Annotated in this window: 12 protein-coding genes; 5 read left to right on the top strand and 7 right to left on the bottom strand. The window is 68.8% G+C overall.

Features of this window, described 5'->3' with window-relative positions:
- Positions 1-23: 23 nt before the first annotated feature.
- The 4 genes from AC1Q87_RS04245 to AC1Q87_RS04230 form a co-directional block, all read right to left on the bottom strand.
- Positions 24-3,122, bottom strand: a complete 3,099-nt coding sequence (locus AC1Q87_RS04245) for an efflux RND transporter permease subunit (RefSeq protein ID WP_492607729.1) — start codon at positions 3,120-3,122, stop codon at positions 24-26.
- Positions 3,119-6,187: an efflux RND transporter permease subunit gene (locus AC1Q87_RS04240; RefSeq protein ID WP_492607728.1), complete on the bottom strand. Its 3,069-nt coding sequence runs from the start codon at positions 6,185-6,187 to the stop codon at positions 3,119-3,121. The genes AC1Q87_RS04245 and AC1Q87_RS04240 overlap by 4 nt, the downstream gene beginning before the upstream one ends.
- Entirely contained in the window at positions 6,184-7,347 is a 1,164-nt protein-coding gene (locus AC1Q87_RS04235) for an efflux RND transporter periplasmic adaptor subunit (protein WP_492607727.1), read from the bottom strand. Before AC1Q87_RS04235 ends, AC1Q87_RS04240 begins: the two co-directional genes overlap by 4 nt.
- A 65-nt stretch (positions 7,348-7,412) precedes the next feature.
- Positions 7,413-8,060: a hypothetical protein gene (locus AC1Q87_RS04230; protein WP_492607726.1), complete on the bottom strand. Its 648-nt coding sequence runs from the start codon at positions 8,058-8,060 to the stop codon at positions 7,413-7,415.
- A 125-nt stretch (positions 8,061-8,185) separates the two neighbouring features.
- Here AC1Q87_RS04230 and AC1Q87_RS04225 point away from each other — a divergent pair, with 125 nt between their 5' ends.
- Both AC1Q87_RS04225 and AC1Q87_RS04220 read left to right on the top strand, forming a co-directional pair.
- Positions 8,186-10,279 (top strand): TonB-dependent siderophore receptor, encoded by a 2,094-nt coding sequence (locus AC1Q87_RS04225; RefSeq protein WP_492607725.1) that lies wholly within the window; start codon positions 8,186-8,188, stop codon positions 10,277-10,279.
- 100 nt (positions 10,280-10,379) lie between these two features.
- Complete coding sequence (locus AC1Q87_RS04220; protein WP_492607724.1) at positions 10,380-10,697, top strand: GIY-YIG nuclease family protein; 318 nt, start codon at positions 10,380-10,382, stop codon at positions 10,695-10,697.
- A gap of 4 nt (positions 10,698-10,701) precedes the next feature.
- Here AC1Q87_RS04220 and AC1Q87_RS04215 read toward each other — a convergent pair whose 3' ends face one another.
- Positions 10,702-11,982, bottom strand: coding sequence for an aminotransferase class III-fold pyridoxal phosphate-dependent enzyme (locus AC1Q87_RS04215; protein WP_492607723.1), 1,281 nt, complete (start codon positions 11,980-11,982; stop codon positions 10,702-10,704).
- A 74-nt stretch (positions 11,983-12,056) separates the two neighbouring features.
- Here AC1Q87_RS04215 and AC1Q87_RS04210 point away from each other — a divergent pair, with 74 nt between their 5' ends.
- From AC1Q87_RS04210 to AC1Q87_RS04200, 3 genes are read left to right on the top strand one after another with little or no spacing between them, the layout of a single operon-like run.
- Complete coding sequence (locus AC1Q87_RS04210) at positions 12,057-13,001, top strand: carbohydrate kinase family protein (protein WP_492607722.1); 945 nt, start codon at positions 12,057-12,059, stop codon at positions 12,999-13,001.
- On the top strand, positions 13,001-13,654 hold the full coding sequence (locus AC1Q87_RS04205; protein WP_492607721.1) for a class II aldolase/adducin family protein: 654 nt from the start codon (positions 13,001-13,003) through the stop codon (positions 13,652-13,654). Before AC1Q87_RS04210 ends, AC1Q87_RS04205 begins: the two co-directional genes overlap by 1 nt.
- Positions 13,651-14,829: an MFS transporter gene (locus tag AC1Q87_RS04200; protein ID WP_492607720.1), complete on the top strand. Its 1,179-nt coding sequence runs from the start codon at positions 13,651-13,653 to the stop codon at positions 14,827-14,829. Before AC1Q87_RS04205 ends, AC1Q87_RS04200 begins: the two co-directional genes overlap by 4 nt.
- Here AC1Q87_RS04200 and AC1Q87_RS04195 read toward each other — a convergent pair.
- Entirely contained in the window at positions 14,771-15,463 is a 693-nt protein-coding gene (locus AC1Q87_RS04195) for a TetR/AcrR family transcriptional regulator (RefSeq protein WP_492607719.1), read from the bottom strand. The genes AC1Q87_RS04200 and AC1Q87_RS04195 overlap by 59 nt on opposite strands.
- A 119-nt stretch (positions 15,464-15,582) precedes the next feature.
- Positions 15,583-17,826, bottom strand: coding sequence for a TonB-dependent receptor (locus AC1Q87_RS04190; protein ID WP_492607718.1), 2,244 nt, complete (start codon positions 17,824-17,826; stop codon positions 15,583-15,585).
- Positions 17,827-17,972: the final 146 nt, after the last annotated feature.

The following is a 17,972-nucleotide window of genomic DNA, read 5'->3' as shown; positions in this document are numbered from 1 at the left end:
TCCCGACTCGCCGGTAACGTTGTCTAGGCCGGAGGAGGGCTGGCGGGAAGCGGCTGAGTTTGGGCGGACCGCCGTCGCAACGCCCTTCCGTCGAGACAGACATAGACGGCGGGTACGATGTAGAGCGTCAGCAGTTGGCTGATCAGCAGGCCGCCGATGATGGTGACCCCGAGCGGGGTGCGCATCTCCGAGCCCTCGCCGGCCCCGAGCGCGAGCGGCAAGGCGCCGAGAATGGCGGCGCAGTTCGTCATCAGGATCGGCCGCAGCCGCGTGCGGGCCGCCGCGGAGATCGCGCTGGCCGCGTCCAGGCCCTTGCGACGCTGTTCGCGCAGGGCGAAGTCGACCATCAGGATGGCGTTCTTCATCGCCATGCCGACCAGCAGGAAGAGCCCGAGCAGGGCCAGCAGGGTCAGCGGCTTGCCGGTGGCGGTCAGCGCCAACAACGCGCCCAGGCCCGCAGGCGGCAGTGTCGACAGAATGGTCAACGGGTGGCGCAGGCTCTCGTAGAGCACGCCGAGAACGATGTAGACGGCGACGATCACGCCCCCGATCAGCAGCGGCTGGCTGGAGAGGGTCTTGTTGGTCAGGTCCATGCCGCCGCCGATCCGCACCTGTATGGCGTTGGGGACGAAGGCCGCGGCCATGGCGTCGCGGATCGCCTGCTCGGCCTGTTGTGCGCTCACGCCCGGCGCGAGCGAGAAGCCCAGCGAGCGGGCCGCGAACAGCTGCTCGCGCCAGACCCAGTCGGAATTGACGCTGTAGCTCCAAGTCGTGAAGGCCGAGAGAGGGATCTTGCGGCCGTCGGCGGCGATCACGTGAACCATCTCCAGCGCCTCGGGGCCGCGGGTCTGGTCGGGCTCCAGCTCCAGGATCACCCGGTACTGGTTGAGGGCGTCATAGAGCGTGGCGACCTGGCGTTGGCTGAAGGCGTTGTTGAGCACCGAGGTGACGGTCTCGACATCGACGCCCAGGCGGGCGGCGGCGTCGCGGTCGATGTCGAGATTGACCTGCAGGTTGCCGGTCTCGCTGATCTCCTCGACGTCGGTCAGCTCTGGCCGGGCGGCCATGGCGCGCGAGATCTTCGGAGCCCAATGGTTCAGGAGATGCAGGTCATCGGCCCGCAGGACGACTTCCAGTTCGCCGGTCTGGCTGGGCGCCTCCAGTTCGATGTCCTGGTCGAGCCGCAGCCACAGGGCGCCGCCGGGGATTTTCGGGGTCGCCGCGCGCAGGCGGTCGATCACCTGCTGCGAGGTCTCGCTGCGTTCCGAGACCGGCTTCAGGCGGATCATCAGCGAGGCGTTGTTGATGCCATTGTCTCCGCCGGCCGAGCCGACGACGTCGGCCACCGACGGTTCGGCCAGCAGCAGGCGGCGATAGGCCTCGATCTTGGGCTGCATGACCGCGAACGAGATGCCATCGTCGCCGCGGGCGAAGCCGCTGACCTGGCCGGTGTCCTGTTCGGGCAGCATGCCCTTCGGAATCCAGACGTAAAGGGCGACCGTCAGCGCCGTCGCCACCGCCAGCACGCCGACCGCCGCCAGCGGATGGCGCAGCGTCCTGTCGAGAGAACGGCCATAGGCCTCGCGCAGGGTGTCGAGCGCGCGTTGCGGACTGGCGGGCGCTCGGTCCTTCGCCCTTGGCGCCAGCCGCGCGCAGAGCGTCGGGGTCAGGGTCAACGACACGACCAACGACAGGAGGACCGTGACCGCCAGGGTCAGCGAGAACTCGCGGAACAGCTTCTCGACCAGGCCGCCCATGAACAGGATGGCGACGAACACGACCACCAGGGCGATGTTCATGGCCGCCAGGGTGAAGCCGACCTCGGCCACGCCCCGGCGGGCGGCGCGCAGCGGCGAGAGGCCCTGGTCCATGTGGCGGGTGATGTTCTCGAGCACGACGATGGCGTCGTCGACGACCAGACCGGCGGCGATGATCAGGGCGGTGACCGAAAGGTTGTTCAGCGAAAAGCCCATCAGCGCCATGCCCGCGAACGCGGCGATCAGGGTCACGGGCGCCGCCAGGCTCGGCACCAAGGCCGCGCGCAGTCGGCCGAGGAACAACGCCGTCACCGCGACGACCAGGACGATGGAGATCAGCAGCGTCTTCTGGGCTTCGGCGAGGGTGGCGCGCACGCCCGGGCTTCGGTCGAGCACGACGGTCAGGCTGGAGTCGGCCGGCATCAGCTCGCGCAGGCCGGGCAGGGAGGCGTGGATCGCCTGCGTCGTCGCCAGGATGTTGGCGCCTGGCTGGCGACGGATGGTGACCAGCACCGCCGGCTTGTCGTTGTGGAAGCCGAGGCTGTAGCGGTTCTCGGTGGCGTCGACGATCTGGGCCACGTCGCCCAGCCGGATCGGCGCGTCGTTGCGCCAGGCGACGACCAGGCCGGCATAGTCGGCCGGCGTGCGCAGCTGGCCGCTGGAAACGATGGTCCAGAACCGGTCGCCGCCCTCGACGCCGCCGACCGGCCCGGACGGGTTGGCCGCGTCGATCGCCTTGCGCACCTCGTCGAGGGCCAGGCCGTAGCCGTTGAGGGCGTGTGGATTGATCTGCACGCGCACGGCGGGCAGGGCGGCGCCGCCGACGCTGACCTCGCCGACGCCCGGCGCTTGCGACAGCTTCTGAGCCAGGATGGTGGCGGCCGCGTCGTAGAGTTCGCCCGGCGGCAAGTTCGGCGAGGCCAGGGCCAGCACCATGATCGGCGCCTGCGAAGGGTTCACCTTGCGATAGGTCGGCTCGGACGGCATGCCGGCCGGCAGCATGGCGCGCGAGGCGTTGATCGCGGCCTGGACGTCCCGGGCCGCGTCGTTGATGTCGCGGTCGAGTTCGAAGGTCAGCTCGATCGAGGTCGAGCCTTGGCCGCTGGTCGAGCTGAGCGCGGTGATCCCGGCGATCGAGCCCATCGCCCGCTCCATCGGGGTGGCGACGGCGGCGGCCATGGTGCGCGGATTGGCGCCCGGCAGGCTGGCCTCGACGACGATCACCGGCACGTCCACCTCCGGCAGCGGCGCGGTCGGCAGCACTTGATAGGCGCCGGCTCCGGCCAGAACCAGGGCGACCGCCAGCAGCAGGGCGGCCACCGGACGCCGCAGGAACGTCTCGGCCGGGTTGAACGGACGCTTCACGGCGCCTCGGCGGCCAGCGACGGCGCACGGCGACGGCGACGGGCGAGGGCGTCGAAGGCGAGATAGATCACCGGAGTGGTGAACAGGGTCAGCACCTGGCTGACCGCCAGGCCGCCGACCATGACCAGGCCCAGCGGCTGACGCAGCTCGGCGCCAGGACCAGTCGCGAACATCAGCGGCAGGGCCCCGACCAGGGCCGCCAACGTGGTCATCAGGATCGGCCGGAACCGTTGCAGGGCGGCGCGGTGGATCGCTTCACGCGGGCTCAGGCCCTCTTCGCGCTCGGCGGCGAGCGCGAAGTCGACCATCATGATGCCGTTCTTCTTCACCAGCCCGATCAGCAGGATGATCCCGATCACAGCGATCAGGTCGAGCGGCCGGCCCGCCACCAGCAGGGCCAGCAGCGCGCCGATGGCCGCCGAAGGCAGGGTCGAGAGGATCGTGACCGGGTGGATCAGGCTCTCATAGAGCACGCCCAGGACGATATACATCACCACGACGGCGGCGATGATCAGCCACAGGGTCCCGGAGAGCGAGGCGTCGAAGGCCCGCGCGGCCCCCTGGAACTTCAGCTCCACCGAGGCCGGAAGGCCGATGTCGCGGGCGGCGTCCTGGATGGCGGCCGTGGCCTTTCCGAGCGCAGCGCCCGGCGCCACGTCGAAGGCGACCGTCGTGGCCGGAAACTGGCCCAACCGGGCGTGCGACAGCGGCGTGGGTTCAAGCTCGACGCTGGCGAAACTGGACAGCGGCACGAGGCCGCCGCCGGCCGCCTTGAGGTGGACGTGTTCCAGAGTTTCCGGGCCGAACTGCTGTTCGGGCGCGACCTCCAGGACGACGCGGTACTGGTTGGCCTGGGTGAACAGGGTGGCGATCTGGCGCTGACCGAAGGCGCTATAGAGCGCGGAGTCGACGTCGGCGGCGGTGACGCCGAGGCGGGCGGCGGCCTGGCGATCAATGACGACACGGGCGCCGAGGCCGCCGGGCTCCAGGTCGCTGGAGACGTTGCGTAGCTGCGGCGCTGCGGACAGTTGCTCGACCAGGCGGGCGGTCCAGTCGGCGAGGCGCGCGCCGTCCGGGCTGGAGAGGCTGAAGCGGTACTGGCTGCGTGAAACCTGGTCGTCGACGTTCAATTCCTGGGTCGGCTGCATGTAGAGCCGCAGGCCGGGCAGATCGGCAGTCCGCTTCTCCAGGCCCGCGACGACCTGGGCGACCGGCGGGCGCTCGCCATGCGGATACAGGTTGATCTGCATGCGGCCGGCGTTGGGCGTCGCGTTCTGGCCGTCGACGCCGATGAAGGACGAGACGCTCTCGACTGCGGGGTCTGCGAGGATCGCCTGCACGGCGGCCTGCTGCTGCACGGCCATCCTCTGGAACGAGACGTCCGGCGCAGCGCGCGTGACCACTTGGATCGCGCCGCCGTCCTGGACCGGGAAGAAGCCCTTGGGCGCGACGACGTAGAGCGCCGCGGTCAGTGCGATCGTGGCGAGCGTAACACCAAGGAACAGCGGACGGCGTCCCAGCACCCAGTCGAGGGCGCGGCCATAGCCGGCGATGACGCCGTCGAGGAAGCCGGGCGCCTGGGCTCCGTGCGGGCGCAGCATCCTGGCGCACATGGCCGGCGTCAGGGTCAGGGACACGACGAGCGAGATCAGGATCGCCACCGCCAGGGTGACGGCGAACTCGCGGAACAGCCGGCCGACCACCTCGCCCATGAACAGCAGCGGGATCAGCACGGCGATCAGGGAGATGGTCAGCGAGACCAGGGTGAAGCCGATCTCCTTGGCGCCCTTCAGCGCGGCGGCCAGCGGCGCCTCGCCTTTCTCCAGGTAGCGGGCGATGTTCTCCAGCATGACGATGGCGTCGTCGACGACGAACCCGGCGGCGATGGTCAGCGCCATCAGGGTCAGGTTGTTCACGCTGTAGCCGAGCAGGTGCATGGCCCCGAACGTGCCGATCAGCGACAGCGGCACGACGACCGCGGGGATGATGGTGGCGCGGGCGCTGCGCAGGAACAGGAAGGTGACGGCGACGACCAGGCCGACGGCGAACAGCAGCTCGATCTGCACGTGGGTGATCGACGAGCGAATGGCGCGGGTGCGGTCGCTGAGCACTTCGACCTTGACGTCGGCGGGCAGGGTGGCGGTCAGCTCGGGCAGCAGGTCGCTGACCCGATCGACCACGCCGATGACGTTCGCGCCCGGTTGGCGCTGGATGTTGACGAGCACGGCGGGCGAGGGGCCGGACCAGGCGGCGAGGCGGCGGTCCTCGACGCCGTCCACCACCTCGGCGACCTGATCGAGGCGGATGGGCGCGCCTTCACGCCAGGCCAGGATCAGGGCGCGGTAGTCCTCGATCGAACGGAGCTGGTCGTTGGCGTCCATCATCACCGAGCGCTGCGGACCGTCGAACCCGCCCTTGGGCTGGTTGACGCTGCCGGCGGCGACGGCGGTGCGGATGTCGTCGAAGGTAAGACCGTGCGCCGCGAGCGCCCTGGGATTGGCCTGGATGCGCACGGCGGGGCGCTGGCCGCCGGCCAGCGTGATGTTGCCGACCCCGGACACCTGCGACAGTTTCTGGGCGATCCGGGTGTCCACCATGTCGTGGACCTGGTGCAGGGGCGTGGCCTGCGAGGTCACCGCCAGCGTCAGGATCGGCGCGTCGGCCGGATTGACCTTGCGATAGATCGGCGGCGTCGGAAGGCCGTCGGGCAGCAGCCCCGAGGCCGAGGCGATCGCGGCCTGGACCTCCTGCTCGGCGATGCTCATCGGCAGGTCCAGCGAGAACTGCAGGGTGATCATCGAGGCCCCGCCAGAGCTGGACGAGGAGATCTGCTCCAGGCCGGGGATCTGGCCCAGGCGCCGCTCCAGCGGCGAGGTGATGGTGTCGGCCGTGACCTTGGCGCTCGCCCCCGGCTGGAAGGTGAACACCTGGATGACCGGATAGTCGGCCTGGGGCAGGGCGGCGACCGGCAGCAGCCGGTAGGCGATCAATCCGGCCAGCAACAACGCAGCCATCAGCAGCCCGGTGGCGACCGGGCGCAGGATGAAGATCCGCGACGGGTTCATGACTTGGCCGGAACGGCCTGGGAGTCCGGCGTGGCGATGATCTCGACCTTGCGGCCTTCACTCAGGCGATCGAGGCCCTCGACGACGACGCGGTCTCCGACGGCCAGCCCCGAGTGGACCGCCGTGACGCCGTCGCTGGATGGTCCGGTCGTCAGCTTGCGGAGGCGCGCAGAGCCCCCCTTATCGACAACCCAGGCATAGGGGCCGGACGATCCCTGCTGGATGGCGGCGTCCGGCGCGGTGACTGCGCTGTCGACCCGGCCGACCGTCAGCCGGACGTTCACGAACTGGTTCGGGAACAGGCTCTCGTCGTCATTGGCGAAGGTGGCGCGCAGGCGCACCGCCCCGGTCTGCGGGTCGATCTGGTTGTCGAGCGTGGAGAGCTTGCCGCGCGCGAGTTCGGTCTTCTCGGCGCGGTCCCACAGGCTGACCTCCAGGCCGCCGCCCTGCGCCAGCGCCTTGCGGATTTCGGGCAGCCGGGCCTCAGGCGCCGAGAACAGCACTGAGATCGGCCGGGTCTGGGTGATCACGGCGATGATCTCGCCGGTTCCGCCCGACAAGATGTTGCCCGGATCGGCGCGGCGCAGGCCGATGCGCCCGGAGATCGGGGCGGTGATCCGGGTGCGGTCGAGCTGGATGCGGGCGTTGGCGAGCCGGCCGCGGTCGGCGGCGACGGCGCCGCCATGCTGCTCGACCAGGGCCGCCTGCTGGTCCAGGCGGGTCTGGGCGACGATCTGCTTGTCCGCCAGGCCGCGGTAGATCTGCAGCTGCTGCTGGGCGTAGCGCAGCTGGGCCTCGTTCTGGCGGCTCTGACCGTGAGCCTCGGCGACCTGCGCCTCGAACGGGCGCGGATCGATGCGGGCCAGCAACTCGCCGCGCTGGACCATCTGGCCCTCGGCGAAGTTCACGTGGGTCAGCTCGCCGGCGACCTGACTGCGGACGTTGACGGTGTTCAGCGGCGAAACCGAGCCCAGCGCCTTGACGTGGATGGCGAGCGGACGCACCGCAGCCTCGGCGACACGGACGGGCACCGGCTTGGGGCCGGAATCGTCTTCAGCCGCCGGGCTGAGAGCCTTCCAGGCGAAGTATCCACCGCCGGTTACGACGCATGCCGCGGCCGCCACCGCGATGATCAGGCCACGCCCCCGTAATCCAGGCACTCGGTACTCCATTTACTGGTCTAGAGATCCGTCCCCGGCGCCCTGCGGACGCCGGGGACGGCAGGTCACTTCACGAAGGTCAGGGTCGAGGTGTGGTAGACCTTGGTGACCGGCTTGCCGGCCACGGTCGCCTCGCCCTCGACGGGATGGCTGACCGCCAGCAGGTAGCGGCCCTTCAGGCTCGTCGGCACGGCGACCTTGCCGCTGGCGTCGGTCTTGAACGACTTCTGCCAACGGTCCGGATTGACGATGTTCACCGAGGCGTCGGCCAGCGGCTGGCCTTTCCACACGACGACGAAGGTGTCGCTGTTCGCGGCCACCGGCGCGATTTCCAGATCCAGCTTGGTCGCAGTCTCGGCGCGGCCGGCGCGGGCGTAGTAGGCGGCGCCCTCCATCTTGTCGCCCTGGCCCTTCCAGGGTTCGAACACGTTGTCGTCCTTGGCGCGGACGTCGCCGGCGGTCTTCACCGCCGCTTCGATGTGATCGGCCTTGCGGGTGAGGGCGGCAGGCGCGGCCGGATCGGACGTGAAGACCACGGGGGCCTTCAGGTTCGGAAACTCGGGGTCGCCGTTCGGCGGCACGGGATCGGCGGGCTCGCCGAGATAGACGCGGGCCGGGCCGGCGCCGTCGCGCTCGAGCCAGACTTCATGCGCTTGGGCCGCGCCCGCCAGCATCAGCGCGCTGCTCAGCGCCAGGGTCGTGATCTTCAGCATATCGGTCTTTCCTCTCGGCGATGCGTGACGGTCAACTAGGCCGTAATTGCGAGTCAATTGCAAAGTATCCCGGCGCGACCTATAGCGACTGCGAATTAATCGCAAGAGCGCATGGGGAAAGCGTGATGAAGCAGTTCTGGCTTATGGGGGCGGCGGGGGCCGCGTTGATTGCATCGGCCGGTTCGGCCTGGGCCGCGGACGAGGCTCCGGCCGACGTCGACGGCGTGGTTGTCACTGGCGCGCGGATCGGCGAGCCGCTCGCCACCAAATCCGACACGCCGCTTCTGGAAGTGCCGCAGGCGGTCTCGGTCATCACTGCCGAACGCCTCCAGGAACAAGGCGTGACCCGCCTGGCCGACGCCCTGCGCAACGTCGCCGGCGTCAGCCGCTCCAGCACCTACGGCTATTACGACTCCTATCAAATCCGTGGCTATGACGCCGCCTACGGCAGCATCTTCCTCGACGGCCTGACGACCGCCAGCGTCGCTGGCGCGGTCAACGAGATGGCCGGCCTCAACCAGGTCGAGGTCATCAAGGGACCAGCCTCGGCGCTGTTCGGGGCCTCGCCGCTCGGCGGAGTGATCAACCTGGTCAGCAAGCGGCCGCTGGACGACCGCTTCCTGGAGGTCGGCGTCGCCGCCGGGTCTTACGGTCTGCTGGAAACCACCATCGACGCCAATGCGCCCTTGCTCGACGACGTACTGCTGGGCCGACTGAACTTCGTCTATCGCGACAGCGACGACTTCGTGGACTACGCCCACGCTCAGCGGATCTACATCGCCCCGGCCGTGACCTGGCGGATCGGCGAGGAGACGCGCCTGACCGTGCTCGGCCGCTACCAACGTGACTACGACAATCCGTGGTCGCCGGTGAGCGCGTGGGGAACGATCCTGCCGGCCGCCTGGGGCGAGCTGCCGCTGTCGTTCTCGATCAACAATCGCGGCGACGAAGAGGTGGTCAACAACACCAACGCCAAGCAGATCGGCTACGTCTTCGAACACCGCTTCAGCGACAGCCTGCGCTTCGACCAGACCGTCCGTTACGAGGACCGCGAGACCTATTGGGACCGCTGGATGTTCGTGGCCGGCTTCCTGGACGACAACATCGTCAACGGCGTGCAGCAGGGCCACGTCCTGGGGCGCTATCTCTACGGTGATTTCTCGCAGCACGACAAGGACTTCGGGGCCGACAGCCGTGTGACCTGGACCTTCGCGACCGGCTCGATCGGGCACAAGGTGCTGGCGGGCGTCGACTATCGTAAGACGCGCGAGACCCACACCGGCGGCCTCAGCAACTTCAATCCGGCCGACAACCCGCTCGACATCCTCAACCCGGACTACGACGCGCCGTTCGTCAGCGACCCGACCAGCCCCTACGAGGGATCAGGCAAGACCAGCCAGCTCGGCTTCTACCTGCACGACCACGTCACGCTGGGCGGCGGCCTGGCCCTGACCTTCGGCGGCCGCTGGGACACGGCCAAGTCCGGCGACCAGGAGGACAGCAAGTTCAGTCCCCATGCCGGCCTGACCTGGGAGTTCACGCCGGGGGCGGCGGCCTATTTCGCCTACTCGAAATCGTTCACGCCGACGCCCAGCTGGCAGACGGCGGTCGATGGCTCGCTGCTGCCGCCCGAGACGGGCGAGAACATCGAGGTCGGCGTGAAGGTGCAGTCCGAAGGTGGAACCTTGGCGGGCATGGCCTCGATCTATCAGCTGACCCGCCAGAACGTCGCCACCGAGGACCCGGCCAATCCGTTTTTCTACGTGGTCACCGGCGAGCAGCGCAGCCGTGGGCTGGAGGTCGAGGGCTCATGGCGTCCCAACGCGGCGCTCGAGGTGACCGCCGCCTACGCCTACACCAAGGCCGAGGTGACCAAGGACAACAACCTGCCGGTCGGCTTGCCGCTGGCGAACTTCCCCGAGAACGCGCTGAACCTCTGGGGGAAGTACACGGTCCAGGGCGGGGTGTTCGACCAACTGGGGATCAGCCTGGGGCTGCTCTACAACAGCGACAAGCACTTCTACGAAAGCGTGCTCTACACGCTGCCGGCCTACACGGTGCTCGACTTCGGCCTGTCCTATCCGTTCGGCGAGTGGAAGGCGCAGTTGAACATCAACAACATCACCGACGAGCGCTACTTCCCCGACGCCTGCTGCCTGGACCGCATCACGCCCGGCGAACCGCGCAGCTGGCGCCTGAGCGTTCGCCGCCGCTTCTAGGGTTCGCAGCGCAGGCTCGCTCCATCCGGGGTGAGCCGGTAGGCTGGCGGCCATGATCCAAGGGGCGCCGGATTGGTTGGGAAGAGCGCGGCGCGCCGCCTTGAGTCTGCGCGCCAGCACGCGGGGCGCGTCCGGCGCCAAGCAGTCGGTCTATGTGATCCTGCTGCATGACGACCGGCGGGCGGACCCATGGGGCCTCTATGTCGGCCAGACCTCGCGCGACCCGGACATGCGCTTCGACCAGCACAAGTCCGGATACAAGGCCAGCGGTCCGGCCCGGCGCTTCGGCGTGAGGCTGCTGCCGGACCTGGTGGCCCACCTCAACCCCATGCGCCCTTGGGAGGCGCTGGAGTTGGAGGCGGCCCTGGCCGAAGTCTTCCAGGCGGCGGGCGTGCCCTGGGTCGAAGGCGGGCATTAGCCGCCTAGTGGCCGTCCACCATCTGGTGGAGGAAGGCCAGCTTGGCGACCGGCTCCAGCGGGCCGGCCTCCTTGACCACCTTGAAGGCGTCGTCGGCGGCGTTCAGCGTCTCGTCGATGTCGGCCTCCGTCATCGCCGCGCAGATGAACATGTTATGCCAGGGGTGGAAGTAGACGCCGCGCTTCAAGAGGGCGTTGTTCCACAGGTAGCCCTTGGCCGAGGTCGGGTCGTCGTCGAACATGATGAGCGGCAGCTGGGCCGGTCCGGTCTGGCGCAGGGCGAAGCCGTGGCGGGCGGCCGATTCGTCGAGGCCCGAACGCAGGCGCTCACCCAGCGCGATGGTGCGCTCGAGGTAGTCGGTCTCGGCGATCAGCTTCAGGGTCGCCAGGCCCGCCGCCATCGGCGCGGCCGAGAACCAGTACGAGCCGGTGGCGTAGATCGTCGCTGCGGCGAAGCGGCAGACGTCCGAGCCCAGCAGGGCCGAGATCGGATGGCCGTTGGCGATCGCCTTGCCCCACGTCGACAGGTCGGGCTTCACGTCGACCAGCGCCCAGCTGCAGTCGCGGGCCAGGCGGAAGCCGGCGCGGACGTCGTCGACGATCAGCAGCGCGCCATGCTCGTCGCACAGCTCACGCGCCCGGCGGGCGTATTCCGGGTTCGGCAGTTCCTGGTCGATGAAGGTGTCGTGCTTGATCGGCGAGGCGAAGATCGCCGCCAGGTCGGAACCGGCCGCCTTCACTGCGGCCTCGAGGCTCTCGACGTCGTTGTACTCATAGAACACCTGGTTGGCGCGGTCCGAGGGGGCGACGCCGTTCTTCACCGGCGTGCACCACGGCGCGGCGCCGTGATAGGCGCCCTTGGCCAGGACGATGGTGTTCTTCTTGGTGTGGTTGCGGGCGATCATCATCGCCATGGTGGTGGCGTCAGTGCCGTTCTTGCAGAACATCGCCCAGTCTGCGTGACTGACCTGCGCGGTCATCGCCTCGGCCAGCAGGACCATGGCTTCGCCTGGGCCGGTCATGGTGTCGCCGAGCTTGGCGCGGTCGAAGTAGGCTTGGTCGATGCCCGCGTGCGCGTAGCCGAACAGGTTGGGCCCATAGCCGCAAAGGAAGTCGACGTAGCGGTTGCCGTCCATGTCCCAGAGGTAGGCGCCCTGGGCCCGGTCGAAGAACTGCGGGTAGTCGTCCGGCAACAGCATGACCGACTGGTGGCCATACATGCCGTTGGGGATGACCGCCTGCGCCCGTTCACGCAGCGCGCTGTCCTTGCTGTTCGTCCAAACCATGTCGGCCCCTCTAAGATAGTTTTGACTATCCTAGCGAGCCGGGCTTACTAATCAAGGCGTAGGGGAGAGAACCGATGAAGTCCGGACTGCTGACCATTGGACTGACGACGCTGGACGTTGTCGCGCGGCCGATCGACGGCCTGCCGAGCGGCGAGGGCACGACCCTCATCGAAGGCATAGCCTGCGCCCCGGCCGGGACCGCCGCAGGCGCGGCCATGGTCGCCGCGACGCTGGGCGTCCCGGTGAAACTGGCCTCGGCGGTCGGCGGCGATCTGATCGGGCGCTTCGTGCGCATGGCGCTGCAGGAGGCCGGCGTCGACACCTCGCTGCTGACGACCATGGATGGCGCTCCGACCTCGACGACCGTGCTGGCGGTGGATTCGCAGGGCCGGCGGCCGAACTTCCACGCCCTGGGCGCGGGCATGTTCGCCACCGTCACGGACGACATCGCGGCCGCCGCACGCGAGACGCGTTTCCTCCACTATGCGGGCGTTGGCGGGCCGAAGCTGGACCGCGGACCGGGCGCGGAGCTGCTGCGCGCGGCCCGCGAGGCCGGCGCGATCATCACCTGCGACCTGATCTCGCCGCAGCCCTCGGCGCTGCAGGAGCTCGAGCGGCTGCTGCCCTACGTCGACTACTTCATGCCTAGCGCGGCCGAGGCCCTGGCGCTGACCGGCACCGAGGATCTGGACGCCGCGGCCGACGCCTTCCTGGCGCTAGGCGCCAAGGCCTGCATCATCAAGAACGGCGGGCAGGGGTCTTACATCGTGCTGCCGAGCGGCCGGTTTACGCTGCCGGCTCACAGGATCACGCCGATCGACACGACCAGTTGCGGCGATTCCTACTGCGCCGGCTTCATCGCCGCGCTGAACCGTGGCTGGGAGCCGCTGGAGGCCTGCCGGTTCGCGACCGCGACGGCGGCGCAGGTGGCGCAGGGCCTGGCGACGCTGGGCAAGCTGGAAAGTTTCGAAGCGACCGAGGCGGCGATGAATGCGGCGCGCACGGCGGAGAGCGCCTGATGGCTCAGAAGATGGACGAGGGTCAGCTGCGCGAGCGCATGGCCTATGTGATGCGGGCGATGGACGCCCGCGGCCTCAACCGCGGCACCTCCGGCAACGTCTCGGCGCGCTTCGGCGAAGGCATGCTGGTGACCCCGAGCGGCGTGGTCCCCGCGCTGCTCAGCGCCGAGCAGATGGTCTATGTCGCTCCCGACGGTTCGACGCCGGAGGGCAGCCTGAAGCCGTCCAGCGAATGGCGGATGCATTGGGGGCTGCTGGAGCGACGCAACGACGCCAACGCCGTCGTCCATTGCCACTCGCGGCACGCGACGATCCTGGCCTGCGCCGGGCTGGAAATCCCGCCGATGCACTACATGGTCGCAGTCGGTGGCGGTTCGAGCGTGCCGGTCGCGCCCTACGCCACCTTCGGTTCGGCCGAACTGGCCCAATCCGTGGTCGAGGCGCTGGACGGCCGCGCCGCGGCGCTGATGGCCAATCACGGCCAGATCGTCGTGGCGCGCAACCTGGACGCGGCTCTCGCGATCGCCGAGGAGGTCGAGGAACAGTCGGCGGTCTACTGGGGCACGCTGGCCATCGGCGGCCCCAAGCTGCTCGACAAGCAGGAGATGGACACCATCCTCCAGCGCTTCAAATCCTACGGCCAGAAGTCGTGACCGCGACCCTCAGCGTGGCGGGCGCTCCCGCCGCCAGCCGTCGGGACGTCACGATCGCGCTGACCATCGGCGTCGTCGCCCTGCTGATCGCCGGACTTCAGCCCGTCGTCCTGGGCGGACTTGAGTCCGAGGGACGGCTCACCGCCTCGCAGATCGGGCTGGCCGCCACCGTCGAACTGCTGGCGCTGGGCCTGACCTGTGGTCTGGCCGCCGCGTTCCTCAAGCCTGACCGGGTCCGCCTGAAGCTGGCCCTGGCGTGCGTGGCCCATGCCGGCGCCATGTTCGGGACCTGCCTCGCCAGCGGCGTCGCGGTCATCGCCATGCGCGGCGCGGCCGGGGTGTTTGCGGGCCTGATGCTGTGGGCGGCGATCAGCACCATCACCCGCGCCCAGCGTCCCGAGCACCTGTCGGGCGTGTTCGTCACGGTCCAGACGCTGGCGCAGCTGGTGCTGGCCGCGTTGCTGCCGGCGACCGTCGTGCCCTGGTTCGGCATCAACGGCGCGCTGGAGGCGCTTGGGGTCATCTCCCTGCTGACCGCCATCGCCGCCGTGGCCGGCGCCAACAGCTATTCGCCGCTGCCCAAGGCCGAGAAGGGCGGCGGAGGCATCGGCCTGCGCCCGCTGCTGGGCCTGGCGGCCTGTTTCCTGTTCATGGCCTTCATCGTCGCGCTCTGGGTTTATCTGGAACCGCTGGCCGAGCTCTCGGGGATGTCGGCCAAGCAGGCTGGCCTGGCCGTGGCCGTCGCGCTCGGCATGCAGGTGGCGGGCGGTGCTGCGGCGACGTTTGCGGCGCGGCGCTGGCAGCGGCCGGGGATCGTGCTGCTGGCCGTCGGCGCGCTGAACGGCGGCATCCTCGCGATCCTGTTCGGCGCCCCGCAGGCGGCCCTGTTCATGGGCGCGGTGGCGGTGTTCGGCTTCCTCTGGCTGTTCGCGCTGCCGTTCCAGACGCTGCTGCTGATCCAGCTCGACCCGACGCGGCGCGCGGCGATGCAGCTTGGCACCGCCCAACTGCTGGGCAGCAGCTTCGGCCCGCTGGTCGCGTCGTTCGTGGTGAGCAACGACGAGGTGAGGGGCGCCATCGGCCTTTCGGCCGTGCTTCTGGTCCTCGCCCTGGCGGCTATCGGCCTGCTGACGGCGTCCCGGCCCGCTTCCGCAGCTGGTGGTAGTACAGGCTGACCATCCAGCTGACCTCCTCGGCGACCTTGTCGTCGTCGAGGCTGGGGTCTTCGATGATCATCTCGACGGCGGCGTAGGTCATCTGCTCGGAAAGCCGCATGGCGGTGCGCAGATGATCGTCGCTGACATTCGGATAGGCCTGGCGCAGCACTTCGAACATCCGGTCGAGCACGGTGTTGCGCGACGCCGTGCGGACCTCCTGGAAGGCCGGGACAGCGCGGATGGCGCGCAGGATCCAAAGACCGCCAGGCTGGCCGCGGGTGATCTCGATCTGCCGCTTCTGCAGCCGCAGGTTCTTCTCGACCGCTTCGTCGAGCGTGGTCGAGATCGCGCCGCCCTCCTCGAGCCATTCGAAGACAGCCTCGTCCTGGGCTTCCATGAGCCGGCGGGCGAGTTCGGAGACCAGCGCGTACTTGTTCGGGAAATAGCGATAGAGCGCCGGCGGGGTCAGCCCCGCGCGCTCGCAGACCAGATTGGTGGTCAGCCGCTCGAACCCGACCTCGGCCAGCACCTCGCCGGCGGTCGCCAGCACGATCTCATAGGTGTTCCTGCCGCGCGGCCGCGAGGGCAGGGACTTGGCGTCGAGCGAGGGAGCCGCGCCTGCGGCGGCTGAAGCGGATGCGCGTTTCGCCATGTGATTCCAGGTTCTCGCCGGATCGACGATCGCAAATTGTATAGCAGGGCCGGGACGCCCGGCGAAAGCATGGCTAAGCCCCAGCGTACATAGACGCCGGGGCTTAAGCCTAGTCGTCGTCAGTAGTGGTAGCGCAGGAACACGCCGAGGCTACGCGGCTTGTTGTAGGTCAACAGGTCCTGGCCGAGGCTGTCGATGTTGGAGATCGACACGAAGTAGTCCTCGTTGAAGACGTTGCGGGCGAAGACACCGGCTTCGATCGAGGTGTCGGGCGAACGCCAGCTGGCCTGGGCGCCGGCGATCCAGACGCCGTCCTGCGACAGGCGCTCGGCGTTGGAGTTGTCGAAGTAGATCTTCGACGAGTAGGCCGCGTCCGCGCTGGTCACGATCGAGGCGCCCGACGCGAGCGGGTAGGTGTAGTTGACCGCGGCGTTGAAGGTCACCTTCGGCGACTGCGGCAGGCGGTTGTCGGTGAAGTCGTCGCCGTCCGACTCGTATTCGCCGTACTTGGCGTTCAGCAGCGACAGGCCGGCGGTGATCGAGAGGTTCTCGGTCGGACGCGCGGTCAGGTCGGCCTCGGCCCCGTAGACCTTGGAGCTGGCGGCGTTGTCGAGCACCAGGACCGTGAGGCCGTTGCGCAGGGCTTGGGCGAACACCTGCTGGTTCTGGTAGTCGTAGTAGAAGGCCGACATGTTCAGGCGCACGCGGCGGTCGAACAGCTCGGACTTCACGCCGACTTCGTAGGCGTCGAGGATTTCGTTGTCGTAGGGCTCGAGCTCTTCCGGGGTGGTCGCCAGGCCGCCAAAGAAGCCGCCCGCCTTATAGCCGCGGCTGTAGGTGGCGTAGACGTTGACGTCGTCGTTGACCTCGTAGCGCAGACCGAGGCGCCCCGACCAGTCGGAGAAGGTCTTGCTCTGCTGGGACTGCAGCAGGACGATCGAGCCTTCCGCGGTGCTGCGGTAGTCGAAGTCCTTGTCGTCGGCCGACCAGCGCAGGCCGACCGTCGCGGTCAGGCGGTCGTTGATCGAGTAGTCGGCCTGGCCGAAGATCGCATAGCCCTTGGTCTTCTGGGTGTAGGGCGTGCCGAACACCGCGACGCTGTTCTCCAGGCTGACGCCGGTCGGGTTGTCCGGGGTCGTGAACAGTGGACGCAGGTCGCGCAGGATGTCCTGCTGCGTGGCGTTCTTGATCGTCTCGTCCATGTAGTAGAGGCCCGCGACCCACTTCAGGCGCGCGGCCGGGTCGTTGGACTGCAGGCGCAGTTCCTGGGTGAACTGCTGCGAGCGCGAGAGGTAGTTGATCTCGATCATCTGCAGCGGGCTGGAGTCGGTGTTCTCCAGGGCGTTGCGGTGCGCCCACTGGTAGGCGGTGACCGAGACCAGCGAAACGGCGCCCAGGTCCCAGTTGGCTTCCAGCGACGAGCCGAACAGGTCGACCTTGTCCTTGCCTTCGAGGTTATAGTCGCCGGCGTAGCGGTCGTTGTCGGTGTCGGCGTAGCCGAGCAGGTCGGTGCATTGGCCGCTGGCGTAGAGCGACGTGGCGCAGAAGCCGGTCGGGCCGGCGGCGTCCGGCGTCGCCGGGAACAGCGCGCGGTGCTGCGGGGCCGTGGCGTCGCCGCGGTTCACGAAGCGGTTCACCTGGGCCAGGACCTCAAAGTCCTCGGTCGGGGTGAACAGCAGCTGGGCGCGGCCGGCCCAGTAGTCGGTGGCGTTGACGTCGTTGCCGGTGACCCGGTTGTAGGTGAAGCCGTCGTCGGCGACGTACTGGCCGGCGACGCGGAAGGCGAGCTTGTCCTCGATGATCGGCCCGCCGACCGCGGCGGTCAGATTGACCGCGTCATAGGTCGCGTACTCGGCCGCAACGTCGGCGGTGAAGGTCTGGGTCGGACGCTTGGTGGTGACGTTGATCGCGCCGCCGTTGGTGTTGCGGCCGTAGAGCGTGCCTTGCGGACCGCGCAGCACTTCGACCTGCTGCAGGTCGAAGAAGCCGGCCATCTGGGCCAGGGGCGAGCCGATATAGACGCCGTCGACATAGACGCCGACCCCGCTCGACGAGTTCGGGTTGAAGTCGCTGAGGCCGACGCCGCGGATGAAGATCTTCGGGTTGGCGGCGGCGTCGCCGCTGCTGACCCGCAGGCCCGGGGCCAGGTTGTTCAGCGCCACGACGTTGTTGACGCCCTGGTTGGCCAGCGCCTGGCCGGTGATGGCGGTCAGGGCGACCGGCACGTCTTGCAGGTTCTCGGAGCGCTTTTGCGCGGTGACCACGATCTCTTCGACCGTCGCCGTGCTGTCCTGCGCGTGCGCCGCGCCCGTCGAAAGCGCCGCCAGGGCGCAGCCCATCAACCAGAAACTCTTCATCTTCATCCCCGTGATCTTCTTGTCGCAAACGCGATGAACGCCCTTGAGATAGCAAAAGCTATCATAGCGCAAGAGGGGCGCCGCTATTGTGCGCAAGGCTTGTGGGAGTGCGTGTTCTGAGGGCGACACCGGCTCAAGACCCAGGCATCAAG

The sequence above is a fragment of the Phenylobacterium sp. GW823-FHT02A09 genome, assembly GCF_058797775.1.
Note: the sequence above shows the minus strand (reverse complement) of the source record. Positions and strands in the feature narration are given on the sequence as shown.